The sequence below is a fragment of the Chryseobacterium sp. HR92 genome (assembly GCF_045689405.1).
In the GTDB taxonomy this organism is placed as follows: Bacteria; Bacteroidota; Bacteroidia; order Flavobacteriales; family Weeksellaceae; genus Chryseobacterium; species Chryseobacterium viscerum_A.
Genome location: NZ_CP139139.1, coordinates 122,800 through 137,500 on the forward strand (window position 1 = coordinate 122,800; position 14,701 = coordinate 137,500).

Annotated in this window: 9 protein-coding genes and 1 rRNA gene (1 of these 10 cut by a window edge); 5 read left to right on the plus strand and 5 right to left on the minus strand. The window is 36.6% G+C overall.

Annotated elements, in window-relative coordinates; all coding sequences use genetic code 11:
- Positions 1-7: 7 nt before the first annotated feature.
- The 4 genes from SFA27_RS00600 to SFA27_RS00615 form a co-directional block, all read right to left on the minus strand.
- Positions 8-2,200 (minus strand): TonB-dependent siderophore receptor, encoded by a 2,193-nt coding sequence (locus tag SFA27_RS00600; protein ID WP_407295453.1) that lies wholly within the window; start codon positions 2,198-2,200, stop codon positions 8-10.
- Between the two features lie 151 nt (positions 2,201-2,351).
- On the minus strand, positions 2,352-5,426 hold the full coding sequence (gene secA, locus SFA27_RS00605; RefSeq protein ID WP_047378029.1) for a preprotein translocase subunit SecA: 3,075 nt from the start codon (positions 5,424-5,426) through the stop codon (positions 2,352-2,354).
- 125 nt (positions 5,427-5,551) lie between these two features.
- The gene (locus SFA27_RS00610) at positions 5,552-5,773 is read right to left on the minus strand and encodes a DUF2795 domain-containing protein (RefSeq protein ID WP_002662059.1); all 222 of its coding nucleotides are present in this window, start codon (positions 5,771-5,773) and stop codon (positions 5,552-5,554) included.
- A 136-nt stretch (positions 5,774-5,909) separates the two neighbouring features.
- Entirely contained in the window at positions 5,910-6,938 is a 1,029-nt protein-coding gene (locus SFA27_RS00615) for a GDP-mannose 4,6-dehydratase (protein WP_407295457.1), read from the minus strand.
- Positions 6,939-7,027: 89 nt separating this feature from the next.
- Between SFA27_RS00615 and SFA27_RS00620 the strand changes: the two genes are divergently transcribed.
- Together SFA27_RS00620 and SFA27_RS00625 are read left to right on the plus strand one after the other, a co-directional pair.
- Positions 7,028-7,825, plus strand: coding sequence for a DUF2797 domain-containing protein (locus tag SFA27_RS00620; protein WP_047378031.1), 798 nt, complete (start codon positions 7,028-7,030; stop codon positions 7,823-7,825).
- 30 nt (positions 7,826-7,855) lie between these two features.
- Positions 7,856-10,507 (plus strand): hypothetical protein, encoded by a 2,652-nt coding sequence (locus tag SFA27_RS00625; protein ID WP_407295460.1) that lies wholly within the window; start codon positions 7,856-7,858, stop codon positions 10,505-10,507.
- Between the two features lie 99 nt (positions 10,508-10,606).
- Here the strand turns inward: SFA27_RS00625 and SFA27_RS00630 are convergent, their stop codons facing one another.
- On the minus strand, positions 10,607-10,957 hold the full coding sequence (locus SFA27_RS00630) for a hypothetical protein (RefSeq protein ID WP_047378033.1): 351 nt from the start codon (positions 10,955-10,957) through the stop codon (positions 10,607-10,609).
- A gap of 175 nt (positions 10,958-11,132) precedes the next feature.
- Here SFA27_RS00630 and SFA27_RS00635 point away from each other — a divergent pair, with 175 nt between their 5' ends.
- The 3 genes from SFA27_RS00635 to SFA27_RS00645 all read left to right on the plus strand — a co-directional run.
- Positions 11,133-11,327 carry a hypothetical protein gene (locus SFA27_RS00635; RefSeq protein ID WP_047378034.1) on the plus strand — a complete coding sequence of 65 codons (195 nt, stop codon included), beginning with the start codon at positions 11,133-11,135 and terminating at the stop codon, positions 11,325-11,327.
- A gap of 121 nt (positions 11,328-11,448) precedes the next feature.
- Positions 11,449-12,495, plus strand: coding sequence for a PA0069 family radical SAM protein (locus SFA27_RS00640; RefSeq protein WP_407295462.1), 1,047 nt, complete (start codon positions 11,449-11,451; stop codon positions 12,493-12,495).
- A gap of 1,174 nt (positions 12,496-13,669) precedes the next feature.
- Positions 13,670-14,701, plus strand: a 16S ribosomal RNA gene (locus tag SFA27_RS00645) (it continues 485 nt past the right edge of the window).

Consider the following 14,701-nt stretch of genomic DNA (forward strand, 5'->3'; position numbering starts at 1 on the left):
TAACAGTTTAAAATTTATAAGTGAAGCTTCCTAATACGTTGGCTAGTGCCTGGGCATTAGCAGTTGTATATCCGCTCCAGTAATGTTCGTTGGTAAAGTTGTCTACTTTCACACCGATTCTGAATTTTTTAGTATCATAAAACGCGTTAGCATTCAATACCAGGTATTTTGGAAGGATGAAAGTTCCCATTGAAGTTGAGTTGACAATCTTGTTATCACTCGCATAGTTTCCTCCAACCCCGAATCCAAGTCCTTTTAATTTCCCGTCAAGGAATTGGTAGCTCGCATTGAAGTTAACCAACCATGGAGATGATGCCGTAGCAGGCCTTCTTCCGATTACCGTTTCATCAGCTTCTGTATATTTCATATCGTTGTAGCTTACTCCGGCAATTACAGAGAATCCTTTGATCAGATAAGCATTTGCTTCCAATTCTACTCCCTGGCTTCTTAATAAACCAGCCTGATTTTGTACAGCCTGTCCTGTTCCTGTCATTTCACCAGTATTAAGAAGTGTATTTTTTACCTGAATATTATAATAGCTTAAAGTTGTAGTAATTCTTCCTTTGATAAGATTGGTTTTGATACCTCCTTCAAACTGATTGGCTCTTTCAGGTGTTGAAAGGGTTACATTCCCTGTTTTATCCGAAGTATAATATCCATTTACTGAAAAACTGTTCTGGTAGTTTCCGAATACGGATAATTTCTCAGGAAGAATCTGATAAACAACTCCGAATTTTGGAGACCATGCTCCCTGGCTATATGAATCAGTCAATTTTTGTCCGGTTTGCCCTCCTTTAAAATTTACACTTTCGTATCGTACAGAAGTAAGAATATTAAGTCCTTCTACAGGAGTGATGACATTGGAAATATAACCACTGTAAATATCTTTTTTTCCTCTGCTTATATAAGTATTGTTTTTCTCAAAATCAGGCCCGCTTTGTAGTGCTGTGTATTTTGCACCCAATGTCTGGCCATTCATATTGGAATAATCTGTGGCATTAAATGGTACCCAGTCAAAATCTGTAAACAGAAAATACTGATTATCATTCATTCTCATATAATCAAAACCGGCAACTGTTCTGTTTCTTACGCTTCCGATATTGAAATCAAAATTGAAGTTCTGCTGAACCTGGAAATACGTTCTTTTGCTGTCTTTGGTTGATTGGTCAGCTCTTGCTACCCCAATTTCTGAACTATTAGCTGGGTTTGGAGCAAAATAGAAATAGGGGTTAAACCCGTCTGAGTAAGAATAAGAAGTACTTACATTCGTAGAGGATTTGATATGCTCATTAATCTTATAATTAACCTGTCCAAAGAAGTTTCTTGCTTTACCAACAGTTTTAAGACCTTCTCCAGTGTAAGACTGTTTGTAGTTATAGCCTAATTTTTCCAGTTTGTCCATGCTGTCTGCACCCAGTTGTGAGCTCGGATAATAAAAGAAGAAAGCGGTTTCAGGATATGAATTGGTTTCAAACATTTCCAGTTCAGCATTGATCTCTAAATTATCTGTAGGACGGTAAGTAATGGATGGGGTAAATGCATAGAAAGAATTCTTTGCATTGGTTCTCTGGAAAGTTCCCTGATTAGTATAAGCTGTATTTAATCTGAATAATAGTTTTTTATCTTTCGTAAGCGGAGCATTAACGTCTGCCTGTACTCTGTAGTAGTTATAACTTCCACCTGCCAGAGAAACAGCACCTGCAAAAGTTTCAAAAGGCTTTTTAGTAACTCTGTTGATAACACCTCCGTAAGACGTCACATTACTTCCGAATAATGTAGCAGAAGGTCCTTTCAACACTTCAATTCTTTCTACATTGATTGCATCCATTGAAGTTGTAATAGGAGCTACCATACCATTTCTTATAGAGTTTCCTGCAACAAAACCTCTTAAGTTAAGGTAGATCCCTCCATCTCCAGCTCTGTTTGTAGCGCTCCACATTTTCTGTGCACCCGCCACATTCCTGAAAGCATCATCTACGGTAAATAGCAATTGATTTTCTAATACACCTTTGTCAATAGAAGAATATACTTGTGGATCTTCTATAGCTTTCAGAGGCATTTTGTTGGAATAATCACTGTCTTTCTTAACATATGTATTGATAACTACTTCGTCAATGCTTTTAGTGGTTAATGAATCTTTTTTTTGGGCAGAAACCAGCATTGTTCCCAGTGCAGAAGCACAGATCAGTACATTTTTCATGAAAGTCAAATTTTCTGCAAATATATTATTTTTAACTGTTCTAAATAAATAATAAGATTGATATTTATCATAAAATTATTATATACTGAATAACAAAAAACCGCTATGGTCAATGCCAGAGCGGTTTTTAGATGATATTATTAAATTTTTCTTAAGCTGGAATTTCTCCTTTGTATAAGAAAGAAATAATTTCTTTGTTTAGTTTGTCAATCATTTCACTGAATAGGTGGAAAGATTCCTGTTTATAGATTACAAGCGGATCTTTCTGCTCGTAAACAGCTCCCTGTGATGATCTTCTTAAGTCGTCCATCTCACGAAGGTGAAGCTTCCAGTTTTCATCAATAATTGATAATGTGATATTCTTTTCAAAATCGTTCACCAAACTTTCACACTGAGTATCATAAGCTTCTTTAAGATCAGCTACAATAGTCATTGTTTTATGTCCGTCTGTGAAAGGAACCTGGATCATTTTGAACATTGAACCTTGATTTTGGTATACATTCTCAATGATTGGGAAAGATTTTTCTTTCAATAGATTCAATTTCATTCTATAATCTTCCTGAGCTGCATTGAATAAAATATTCGTCAGATCCTGAACATTTTTATTATTAAAATCACTTTGGGAAACCGGAGATTCCATTGTAAATGTTTTAATGATTTCGTATTCAAAATCTTTATAACTTCCTGAAGCTTTTCCTTTCGCAACGATAGAATTAGCAACATCGAAAATCATATTCGTAATGTCATATTTCAAGTGATCTCCGAACAGGGCATTCTTTCTTCTCTTGTAGATTACGTCACGTTGTTTGTTCATTACGTCATCATACTCAAGAAGTCTCTTTCTTGTTCCGAAGTTGTTTTCTTCTACTTTCTTCTGAGCTCTTTCAATAGACTTGCTGATCATAGAGTGCTGAATTACTTCACCTTCTTTATGACCCATTCTGTCCATCATTTTAGCAATTCTTTCAGAACCGAACAAACGCATCAGGTTATCTTCAAGAGATACATAGAACTGAGAACTTCCAGGGTCTCCCTGACGTCCTGCTCTACCTCTAAGCTGTCTGTCAACACGTCTTGAATCATGTCTTTCAGTACCGATGATCGCTAAACCTCCAGCTTCTTTTACTTCCTTAGAAAGCTTAATATCCGTACCACGACCCGCCATGTTCGTTGCAATGGTTACAACTCCCGGCTGTCCTGCTCCTGCCACAATCTCGGCTTCTTTCTTGTGAAGCTTCGCATTCAGGACCTGGTGAGGAATTTTTCTTAACTGAAGTGCTTTTGAAAGCAATTGGGAAATTTCAACAGAAGTTGTTCCTACCAATACAGGTCTTTTTGCTTCTGTTAATTTTTCTACTTCTTCAATTACAGCATTATATTTTTCTCTGTTAGTTTTGAAAACTAAATCCTGTTTGTCATTTCTTAAAATTGGACGGTTTGTTGGGATAACCACTACATCTAATTTGTAGATTTCCCAAAGTTCACCCGCCTCAGTTTCAGCTGTACCAGTCATCCCCGCAAGTTTGTTGTACATACGGAAATAGTTCTGAAGCGTGATGGTAGCAAAAGTTTGAGTAGCAGCCTCAATTTTTACGCTCTCTTTCGCTTCGATTGCCTGGTGAAGACCATCTGAATAACGACGACCCTCCATGATACGTCCTGTCTGCTCATCAACAATTTTTACTTCACCATCAATTACTACATACTCATCATCTTTTTCAAATAATGTGTATGCTTTCAATAGCTGGCTCATAGTATGAACACGTTCAGATTTTTCAGCAAAGTCAGCAAAAAGTCTTTCTTTAGCTTCAAATTCCTCTTCTTTAGAAAGATTTTTAGCTTCTACTTCAGCAATTTCAGTCCCGATATCAGGAAGAACGAAGAAGTTAGTATCAGAATTTCCTTGAGACATATACTCAACACCTTTATCGGTAAGATCCACCTGGTTGTTTTTCTCTTCGATAACGAAGTAAAGATCTTTATCTACGATCGGCATGTCACGGTTGTTGTCCTGCATATACTGCGATTCAACTTTTTGAAGCAATGCTCTGTTTCCGCTTTCCGATAAGAATTTGATTAATTGTCTGTTTTTTGGAAGACCTCTGTACGCCTGAAGCAATTTAAACCCACCTTCTTTTGTATTTCCTGCAGCGATTAATTTTTTCGCTTCGTTGAAAATAGCAGAAACGGTTTTCTTTTGTACTTCAACAATTCTGTCAATAGAAGGTTTAAGAACATCAAACTCCTGTCTGTCTCCCTGAGGAACCGGACCGGAAATGATCAATGGTGTTCTTGCATCATCTACCAATACAGAGTCAACTTCATCCACAATAGCAAAGTTCAATTCTCTTTGTACCAATTCTGAAGGTGAAGTTACCATGTTATCTCTCAGGTAATCGAAACCAAATTCATTGTTGGTTCCGTAAGTAATATCTGAGTTGTATGCTTTTCTTCTTCCGTCTGAGTTCGGCTGGTGGTTGTCGATACAGTCGATAGACATTCCGTGGAACTGATAAAGAGGACCCATCCACGCGGAGTCTCTTTTTGCAAGATAGTCGTTCACGGTTACAACGTGTACTCCTCTTTCAGGAAGTGAATTTAAGTAAATAGGTAATGTTCCTACCAAAGTTTTACCTTCACCGGTTGCCATCTCGGCAATTTTACCACTGTGAAGAATAACCCCTCCGATAAACTGAACATCATAGTGGACCATATCCCAAACTACAGGAGTTCCGGCAGCGTCCCATGAGTTTTTCCAAACAGCTGTGTCTCCCTGAATGCTCACAAAATCTTTTCCTGCAGCAGCCAGTTCTCTGTCCCAGTCACTTGCTGTTACACGGATTTCTCCATTCTGTGCCCATCTTCTTGCCGTTTCTTTGATCAATGCAAAAGCTTCGGGAAGAACCTGAACAAGAACTTTCTCTTCAATTTCGTATGATTCTTTCTTTAGAGACTCAATTTTTGAAAAAAGAGCTTCTTTTTCATCAACATTGGTTGAATTTTTTATCTGCTCTTTTATCTGTTCTATTTGAGCTGTGATCTTGCTGGTTGCAGATTTTATATTCTCTTTAAACTCAGCCGTTTTTTGTCTCAACCCATCATCTGACAATTGTTGGATGTTAGGTTCTACAGCCTTGATTTTTGTTACAACTTTTTTTACTTCTTTTAGGTCCTGCGCTTTTTTGTCTCCCAAAAACCCTTTAAGAACTTTGTTTAAAAAACTCATAAATTTTTTGCTTTATGCTTAATGCAAGATGCTTTAAGCGTTTTAAATGACACGCTTATCGTGTAAATTAATATATAAAAAGGGCAAAAAAGCTCTAAGCACGCAGCCTAAAGCTTATCGCTTTATTAATATTCGTCCTCGTTCCAAAGGAAATCCTCGTCAGTAGGGTAGTCACTCCATACTTCTTCGATAGATTCATAAATTTCCCCTTCGTCTTCGATTGCCTGAAGGTTTTCTACTACCTCCATAGGTGCACCAGTTCTGATTGCGTAGTCAATAAGCTCTGCTTTTGTCATTGGCCAGGGTGCGTCACTTAAATATGAAGCTAATTCTAATGTCCAGTACATAATTTTCTAATTTTTTGCAAAAGTATAAAAATAGGTTGTATAATAAACTTTTTTATACTTGATTTTCAATTCTTTTTATAATTTTTTCTTATAAATGGCTGTCACAAACTAACTGGCAGCTATGTCAGCAATTTACTTAATGTCGTTTTCTCAAAAACCATTCCACAAATTTTTTTATGCCATTTTGGAAGTCTGTGGCAGGTTTATACCCTATTAAATCCTTTGCTTTTGTAATATCTGCATTCGTTTTTGTGACATCTCCCGGCTGCATTGGCAGAATTTTTTTAATGGCAGTTTTCCCCAGTACATTTTCTATAGTAGAAACCATCTCTGATAAAGTGACCACCTGGTTTTCTCCGAGATTAAGCACTTCATAAACCCCGGAATTGTTTTCCAGATAAAGGATAGACTTCGTAATACCGTCAATAATGTCATCTATATATGTATAATCTCTGGCGGTATTTCCGTCACCATAGAAAGGGATTTCCTGATTTTCTGAAATAAGTTTTACAAACTTGTGTATTGCGAGATCAGGTCTCTGTCTTGGTCCATATACTGTAAAGAACCTAAGCTGGATCATATCTATATGGTATAGATTGTGATACACATGTCCTATGATTTCTCCACTTTTTTTAGTGGATGCATAAGGTGATATAGGATTGTCTACATTATCTGTTTCTGCAAAAGGAACCTTTTCATTGTTTCCGTAAACACTTGAGGAAGATGCACAAATAAATTTTTTAATATTAAAATCCTTACACAATTCCCAAAGATTCATAGTACCTCTTACATTGACTTCTTCATATTCTAAAGGACGTTCAATGGAAGGGCGTACACCGGCAAGCGCAGCCAGATGAATCACCATGTCGATATGGTGGTTTTTAAAGATGTTTTCAAGACCTTTTTGGTCGCGGATATCCTGCCAATAGAGGGAATATTGGTCAGAATGAGTGAGTGAAATTAAATGACGGAGATCAGTCTCTTTGTCTGAGTATTCAAAATCCGAAATTTTACCAATTGACTCTAAAGTATTTTTAATTTTCACCTGATAGTTATAGAAATCATCAAAATTGTCAATGTTTATGACAGAATGTCCATTTCTTAATAATCGTTCAATTAAATGAGATCCGATGAACCCACTACCGCCTGTTACAAGATAAACCATTTGTATTTTTTATTAGTACAAAAATATAAATTTTACTTTTTGAAAAATATAATCATTAAATTTACTTAAAAAAGTAATATAAATATAATATGCAGTTTCAAGGGCAAATTTTAAAAATGACAAGCTACGATGCAAAGCCAATCCAATACTATCTCAATCTTTCAGGAGATCTTATCCATATGAATGAGCTGATTGGAAAAGAGTTAAGTATCAGGCACACCGGATTCCAATGTGTAAACTGTGGAGAAAATAAGCCTATTTACAGAATGGGATTCTGCAAAAACTGTTTTTTTGAAAGTCCTTATGCAAGTGATACCATTATCCGTCCGGAGCTTTCTACAGCGCATTTAGGAGTTGCAGAACGAGATCTGGAGGTTGAAAAACAAATTCAGCTTCAGCCGCACACCGTGTATCTGGCTTATACCGGAGATGTAAAAGTAGGCGTAACAAGAAATACTCAGATTCCAACAAGATGGATTGATCAGGGGGCAACTTTTGCATTACCCATTGCAAGAACAGAGAACCGATACGAAGCAGGAATGATAGAAGTGGCTTTAAAAGAACATCTGGCAGATAAAACCAATTGGAGAAAGATGTTGCAGGATGATTTTGAAGGAGAAATAGACCTTGCAGACTTCAGACAGAAGATCAAAGAACACTTTCCTGAAGATTTTCAGAAGTTCTACCGGGAAGGAGAAGAACTGTGGATGTTCGATTATCCTTTTGAGAAACCGGAAAAAGTCTCTTCATTTACATTAGACAAAAAACCTGAATTTACAGGAAAGCTTACAGGTATCAAAGGACAGTACCTGGGATTTGAAGGAGGAAATTTCATTAATGTTAGAGGACATGAAGGATATGTGATTGATTTTGAAGTAAAAAATTGATCAATGTAATATAAAACCGAATCACAAAATATGGGAAAATGGGTTAAAAGACTATTGATAAGTTTCGGAATTCTGGCGGGAATTCTTCTTGCTGCGAATTTTGGACTGAATATATGGCTTAAAACCCAACTTCCGGAGTACATAAAAAAGAATACCAACTATAAAGTTTCTTATAAAACTCTTGATGTAGATTTAGGAACCGGAAACATCTTTGCTTCGGGAATTTCAGTCAACAGTAAAGATCCTCAAAACACAGAAGTTATTGGACTGCAGGGAACTATTGATACCCTGAAAATAAGCCGTTTTGGGATTTACGATGCTATTTTTAATAAAAGAATCAGCTCCTCAGATCTGTTGTTGGATAAACCTGATTTAAATGTCATTCTCGCGAAACCTGTTGATCGTAAAACAGGAAAAAAGAGAAACCCGTTTTTGTTTGAAAATATCAGGATCAACGATGGGAAAATTGCTGTTTTCAAACATACCAAACAGAAATTTTTATCCGTACAGCACCTGGATCTGTTTGTAGAAAACTTACAGATGACGGAAGAATCAGTTGAAAATAAGCTTCCTGTCGTTTTCGACCGATACAGTATTAAAGGAGAGAAATTCTTTTTCCGTCCCGATGGAACTTATGCTGTTACCATTAATAATATCAATACAAGTGATGGGCAGGTGTTGGTTGAAAACTTCAGACTGACTCCGCTTCTTTCTTTTGCTCAGTTTAAAAAGTTTTATCCTAAAAAGCCCCGATTATTTGAATTGAGTATCCCAAAAATGGAATTCAAAGATGTGGTTTTGGCTAAGAATAAAGTATCACTTGCCAATGCTGACTTTCAAAATCCTGTTTTCACAGTTTACAACACAGGAGTAAAATTGAAAAAAAGTGATAAAAACTCCAATTTTGAGGTTGATTTAAATACTTTTAGACTCAATAATGCCGTAGTTCAGATCAATAAACCGGATGGCAATAAACTCTTGTCTGTCGGAAACCTTAACTTAAATATTAATCAGCTTAAGTTTGATAAGGAAAGTTCAGAACAGGTCATTCCTATTGGATATAAAGATTTTCTGTTATCAGGAAGAGATATAGTATATTCTAATCATCAGAATATTGCAATAAGGAGTCTTGCCCTGAAACCTACAAATGGTGAAATTCTGGACATGGTATTGACACCAGGTTCTTCCCAAACTGGAAAAACAGCAATTAATTTAAAAACAGATCATATTGCTTTTAACATTAATAAGCTGGAATTCGTTGATAAAAAACTCAATCTGGATATTAAAGATGTTCTTGTTGATAATGTAAACGGAGCGTTCAAAGCAGGGGAGAAGAAACAAAATAAAACTTCTGAGCCAGGGATTATACAGTCTGTTATTGTAAGGAAGATGTCTTTGAGAAATTCAAATATCATTTATGATAATGGAAAAGAGCCACTGGCTTTTCATGATTTAAACGCCACATTTAATAATATTGAATTATCACCCAAGCTAAATCAACAAGGATTATCTTTTAAGGTTAAAGATTATTATCTCACCACCCGAAACTTTGCTTATAAAACACAGTTCTACAATATGAATTTAGGGCTGCTGAAGCTTAATAAAAATAAGATTCAGATCAATAATTTTTCAATGAAACCTCTTGTTTCGAGAGCACAGTTTATCAAAATGATACCCGTTGAAAGAGATTTGTACGATATAAAAGCCGGGCAAATAACAGCAGAAGGAAACTGGGAGCTGTTTTCTCATCATAAAACGATAAATGCTTCTCATGTCACGATCCAGTCGGCAGATGCTAATATTTTCAGAAGCAAAATTCCGAAAGACGATCCAAAAGAAAAAGCTCTGTATTCCAAAATGCTGCGTTCCATTAAAATTCCGATGACGATTAATACGCTCGATCTGAAAAACTCAGTATTAGTATACGAAGAAGATACTCCGGAAAGTATGGGACCCGGAAAACTGATCTTCAATAACTTTAATATGAATGTCAGAAACCTGAATTCTGCTAAAATAAAAGGGAAACCTACAAAAGTAGACATTAAAATCAATTGTTCCTTCATGAACCTTTCGCCGCTTTCCGTAAACTGGAACTTCGATGTTGCTGATCGTAACGATAATTTTGCAATTTCCGGAAAAACCACCAATCTCCCGGCCAGTGGTATTAATCCGTTTATCAGACCTTACCTTCATGTGACTGCTACCGCAGGGACCATTCAGGAAATGCTCTTTAATTTTAAAGGAAATCCTGCCGGATTACACGGAATCTTTAATCTTAAACATAAAGATCTGAAAATTGCCGTACTCAACAAGAACAATCATGAGAAAAAAGGTTTTCTGACGGCCGTTGCCAACGTCTTTATAAAATCAAATTCAGGTAGTTTTCCCGATGCTGTTACCGTAGAAAATGTAGAGCGTGATCCAACAAAATCTTTCTTTAATCTGTTCTGGAAAGGAATTGAGCAGGGATTAAAGAAAACCCTTATTGGGAAAAATGTAGATAAGACAGAAAAAAAAGTAAAAGAGGCAGTTTCTTCTGTGAAAGAAATGAAACAGTCTGTAAAAGAAATAAAGCAGGAGATAAAAAATAAAAAAGAAACTCCCGAACCGGAAGGAGAAAAAAAAGAAAAGAAAGGTTTTCTGAACAATATTTTCAGGAAAAAGGAAAAATCTGAAGAATAATTCTTTAAACCATTAAGATAGAACCATTAATTGATGATCGATGTCTTTTTAATTAAAACGATCTTAATGGTTTAAAAAATTAAATATAGGTAGATTCAGTTAAAAATTGAATTCGTCACTTTCCAGAATCGGAATATCTCTTAAAAATTTATCAAATTCTTCACCTGGATAATTGCTGTCTGCCCCATAAGAATCTATGATCATTCCACGGTTTCCGGCGCCATCTTTTACTACATAAAGCACTGCGCTGTCATCAGGATTGCTGTCTCCTTCAAAACGATACGTTTTTAATATCACCAATTCTGCAGGCTGATAAACTTTATCAGAATTTTCAAACTTCATTTCACATTTTTCGTTCATTCTGAATTCTCTGTGTATTCCTCTTTCAGAAAGCGTTTTCATGACTTCACTTAAGGTTGTCATTGCATCAAAATTCCCTGAATTTTCCATAATAATATTTTTGTTTTTAAGTACAATAATTAAACCATTGCAATCTTTAAATATAAGAAAAATAGCAGATTGTAATTTTCCTAAAAATAAAGTTTAATGTTAACAAAATTTATAATTTAAAAAAATAAAATAGGTATACTTTTTGCAATGGTAAGAATATTAAATCAATGAAAATATGAAAAAAGAAGTTGGAGTTTTACTGGCAGGAGGAGTTGGTCTTTTGGCAGTATTAAGTTTAATCAGCATAAAAAAAATATTGACTAAAAAAGATAAAAAATATAGTGATTCCTATTCGGATTATCACAGACACTTTGATGAAAAAAATCAAGATGATGAAACTCACGGAGTGGAATTTTACGCACTGAAGTAGTAAAAAAATATATTTAATTATGTTAAATCCAACGCTTTTGAAAGTGTTGGATTTTTTTGTGGAAAACTTTAATGTTAAAAATCATTATTTTATGCAAATTCCATTTTAATTTTACACAGGAATGCAAAACGAAAATTTCATAAAAGGTCAGGGCGCTCAGCGAAACGTTATCAATCGTTTCGACAGGTATACCTATGAACCTGAAGACGAAGATTTCGAAGCAGTAAAAACCTCCTTCACTGAAGTTTTTCCCAAAACAATTGTGAATCAGGTGAAGAGCGAAGACCTTCCTATGGAATATTCTATGAATCCTTATCAGGGATGTGAACATGGCTGCTCTTACTGTTTTGCAAGACCTACCCATGAGTATTGGGGATATAGTGCCGGAATTGATTTTGAAAGAAAGATCATGGTAAAGAAAAATGCTCCCGAATTACTGGAAAAATTTTTTCAAAAAAGAGCTTATAAAGCAGCTCCGATTCTACTATCCGGAAATACAGACTGCTATCAGCCCGCCGAAAGACAATTTGAAATCACCCGAAAGCTCCTGCAGGTTTGTCTTGATTACAGACATCCTATCAATATTCTGACAAAAAACGCAATGGTATTAAGGGATCTTGATATTTTAAAACCCATGGCGGAGCAGAACCTGGTTTCAGTTTCTTTAAGCATTCCCACCATTAATGAAGAACTGAGACGGAAGATGGAGCCCAGAACGAGTTCTGCAAAAAATAAATTAAAAGCCGTAGAAATTCTCTCCGAAAACAAAATCCCCGTACACGTGATGGTTGCTCCCATTATTCCCGGACTCAATAGTGATGAACCTCTGAATATATTAAAAGCCATCTCTGAAGCAGGTGCTTTAGGATTCGGGTATACCCTGGTGAGATTAAATGATACTGTTGAACCCGTTTTTGTTAATTGGATAGAAAGTCATTTTCCGGACAGAGCGCAGAAAGTTTTAAATCTCATCCGTTCTATGCGCGGCGGGAAGCTTGGAGATAAAAGATATTTTGAAAGACAAAGGGGAGAAGGTAATATTGCTGAAATGATTCACACAACTTTTAAGATTGGGCGAAAGAAATTTTTTGACGGTAAAGAATTTCCAAAACTCTCAACAGCTAATTTTACCGGGACCCGCGATCAGCAATTAAAAATGTTTGATTGATTACAGCATTTGGATTGATCCATTATAATAGTAAAAGAAGCCATTTTCAATATTGTTATCGTTAATAAACTTTCCACTGCTAGTTGTTCCAACACTTATCATATATATTATATATAGTATGTGATATAAATTTTATAAAGAGCTTCATCCTGCTCTCCATTTCTACTCCTCGCGCCGTGGCTTTTCCACGCTCAACCCCACTCACACTCCAACCTTTACTGCGGGGTAGCCATTTCTATCAGGGCTAGGGGATGAGGTGAATGATGAATTTCGGGTTTCTGGTTGCGAGTTATAAGGTTCAGATGACAAATGCTGACCTCATTATATTTAATAGACGAACTTTATCCCGCTATCATTAAAACTTTCCCTCCATTTATAATATGCATCATCATCTGTGCAAATCTGCGTTATCTGCGGTTTACCATACTCACAACAAAGAATAACCTTATCTATTCAACTCTATATTCAATATAAATGGGCTTTATCCCAACCTTAAATAATCTGCTTTAAGAAAACTTTACTATTATATATATGTATACCTTCCATTACTCATTACTCATTACTCATTACTCATTACTCATTACTTGAACCCCCTCTCCAACGCCCCAACTCTCCAACCCTCCCACCCACTCACCCAACCCTCCAAACAAATGTTTAAAATTTTTCTCACTGCGTTCCAGGTGATTAGGATTAAATATGAATAAAATGTAATATTTATGTTAAATAAAGTTGCGTAGTGTGTAGTAAGTTTCTATCTTTGCCCCACTGAAAAACGAGAGTATAACAGTAGCGCAGAAGAGCCTTTAGATAGGCAGGAACATTAGAAACTTCAAAAAGAAACAAGCAAAAAAAACTTAAAAACTTTTGACAAAAAAAGTTGTGAGATTAAAAAGAGTTTGTATCTTTGCAGTCCCAAATAAAGGGAGCGCAGGAGTTGATGGATTGAGGTTAATGAAGAGATTAAGGTTACTTAAAAAACTTTAAAATTTTCTTCAGAAACATTTGGTCAATTAAAAATAAAGTTTTACTTTTGCACTCGCAAATACGGAGCGACACTGACAGAGAGATTGCTTCGTTAAAAAGCGGAAGATATAAAGATCATTGACATACAATATAACAACCAAGTAAGGAAAAACTAAAGCGTTAAGAAACTTTGAGTGAGTCAGACAAACATACAATGGAGAGTTTGATCCTGGCTCAGGATGAACGCTAGCGGGAGGCCTAACACATGCAAGCCGAGCGGTATTGTTTCTTCGGAAATGAGAGAGCGGCGTACGGGTGCGGAACACGTGTGCAACCTGCCTTTATCTGGGGGATAGCCTTTCGAAAGGGAGATTAATACCCCATAATATATTAAGTGGCATCACTTGATATTGAAAACTCCGGTGGATAGAGATGGGCACGCGCAAGATTAGATAGTTGGTGAGGTAACGGCTCACCAAGTCTACGATCTTTAGGGGGCCTGAGAGGGTGATCCCCCACACTGGTACTGAGACACGGACCAGACTCCTACGGGAGGCAGCAGTGAGGAATATTGGACAATGGGTGAGAGCCTGATCCAGCCATCCCGCGTGAAGGACGACGGCCCTATGGGTTGTAAACTTCTTTTGTATAGGGATAAACCTACTCTCGTGAGAGTAGCTGAAGGTACTATACGAATAAGCACCGGCTAACTCCGTGCCAGCAGCCGCGGTAATACGGAGGGTGCAAGCGTTATCCGGATTTATTGGGTTTAAAGGGTCCGTAGGCGGATCTGTAAGTCAGTGGTGAAATCTCACAGCTTAACTGTGAAACTGCCATTGATACTGCAGGTCTTGAGTGTTGTTGAAGTAGCTGGAATAAGTAGTGTAGCGGTGAAATGCATAGATATTACTTAGAACACCAATTGCGAAGGCAGGTTACTAAGCAACAACTGACGCTGATGGACGAAAGCGTGGGGAGCGAACAGGATTAGATACCCTGGTAGTCCACGCCGTAAACGATGCTAACTCGTTTTTGGATTTTCGGATTCAGAGACTAAGCGAAAGTGATAAGTTAGCCACCTGGGGAGTACGTTCGCAAGAATGAAACTCAAAGGAATTGACGGGGGCCCGCACAAGCGGTGGATTATGTGGTTTAATTCGATGATACGCGAGGAACCTTACCAAGGCTTAAATGGGAAATGACAGGTTTAGAAATAGACTTTTCTTCGGACATTTTTCAAGGT

Coding starts and splice junctions, on each gene's coding strand:
- SFA27_RS00600 (WP_407295453.1), bottom strand. CDS start 2,200: ATGAAAAATGTACTGATCTGTGCTTCTGCACTGGGAACAATGCTGGTT.
- secA (WP_047378029.1), bottom strand. CDS start 5,426: ATGAGTTTTTTAAACAAAGTTCTTAAAGGGTTTTTGGGAGACAAAAAA.
- SFA27_RS00610 (WP_002662059.1), bottom strand. CDS start 5,773: ATGTACTGGACATTAGAATTAGCTTCATATTTAAGTGACGCACCCTGG.
- SFA27_RS00615 (WP_407295457.1), bottom strand. CDS start 6,938: ATGGTTTATCTTGTAACAGGCGGTAGTGGGTTCATCGGATCTCATTTA.
- SFA27_RS00620 (WP_047378031.1), top strand. CDS start 7,028: ATGCAGTTTCAAGGGCAAATTTTAAAAATGACAAGCTACGATGCAAAG.
- SFA27_RS00625 (WP_407295460.1), top strand. CDS start 7,856: ATGGGAAAATGGGTTAAAAGACTATTGATAAGTTTCGGAATTCTGGCG.
- SFA27_RS00630 (WP_047378033.1), bottom strand. CDS start 10,957: ATGGAAAATTCAGGGAATTTTGATGCAATGACAACCTTAAGTGAAGTC.
- SFA27_RS00635 (WP_047378034.1), top strand. CDS start 11,133: ATGAAAAAAGAAGTTGGAGTTTTACTGGCAGGAGGAGTTGGTCTTTTG.
- SFA27_RS00640 (WP_407295462.1), top strand. CDS start 11,449: ATGCAAAACGAAAATTTCATAAAAGGTCAGGGCGCTCAGCGAAACGTT.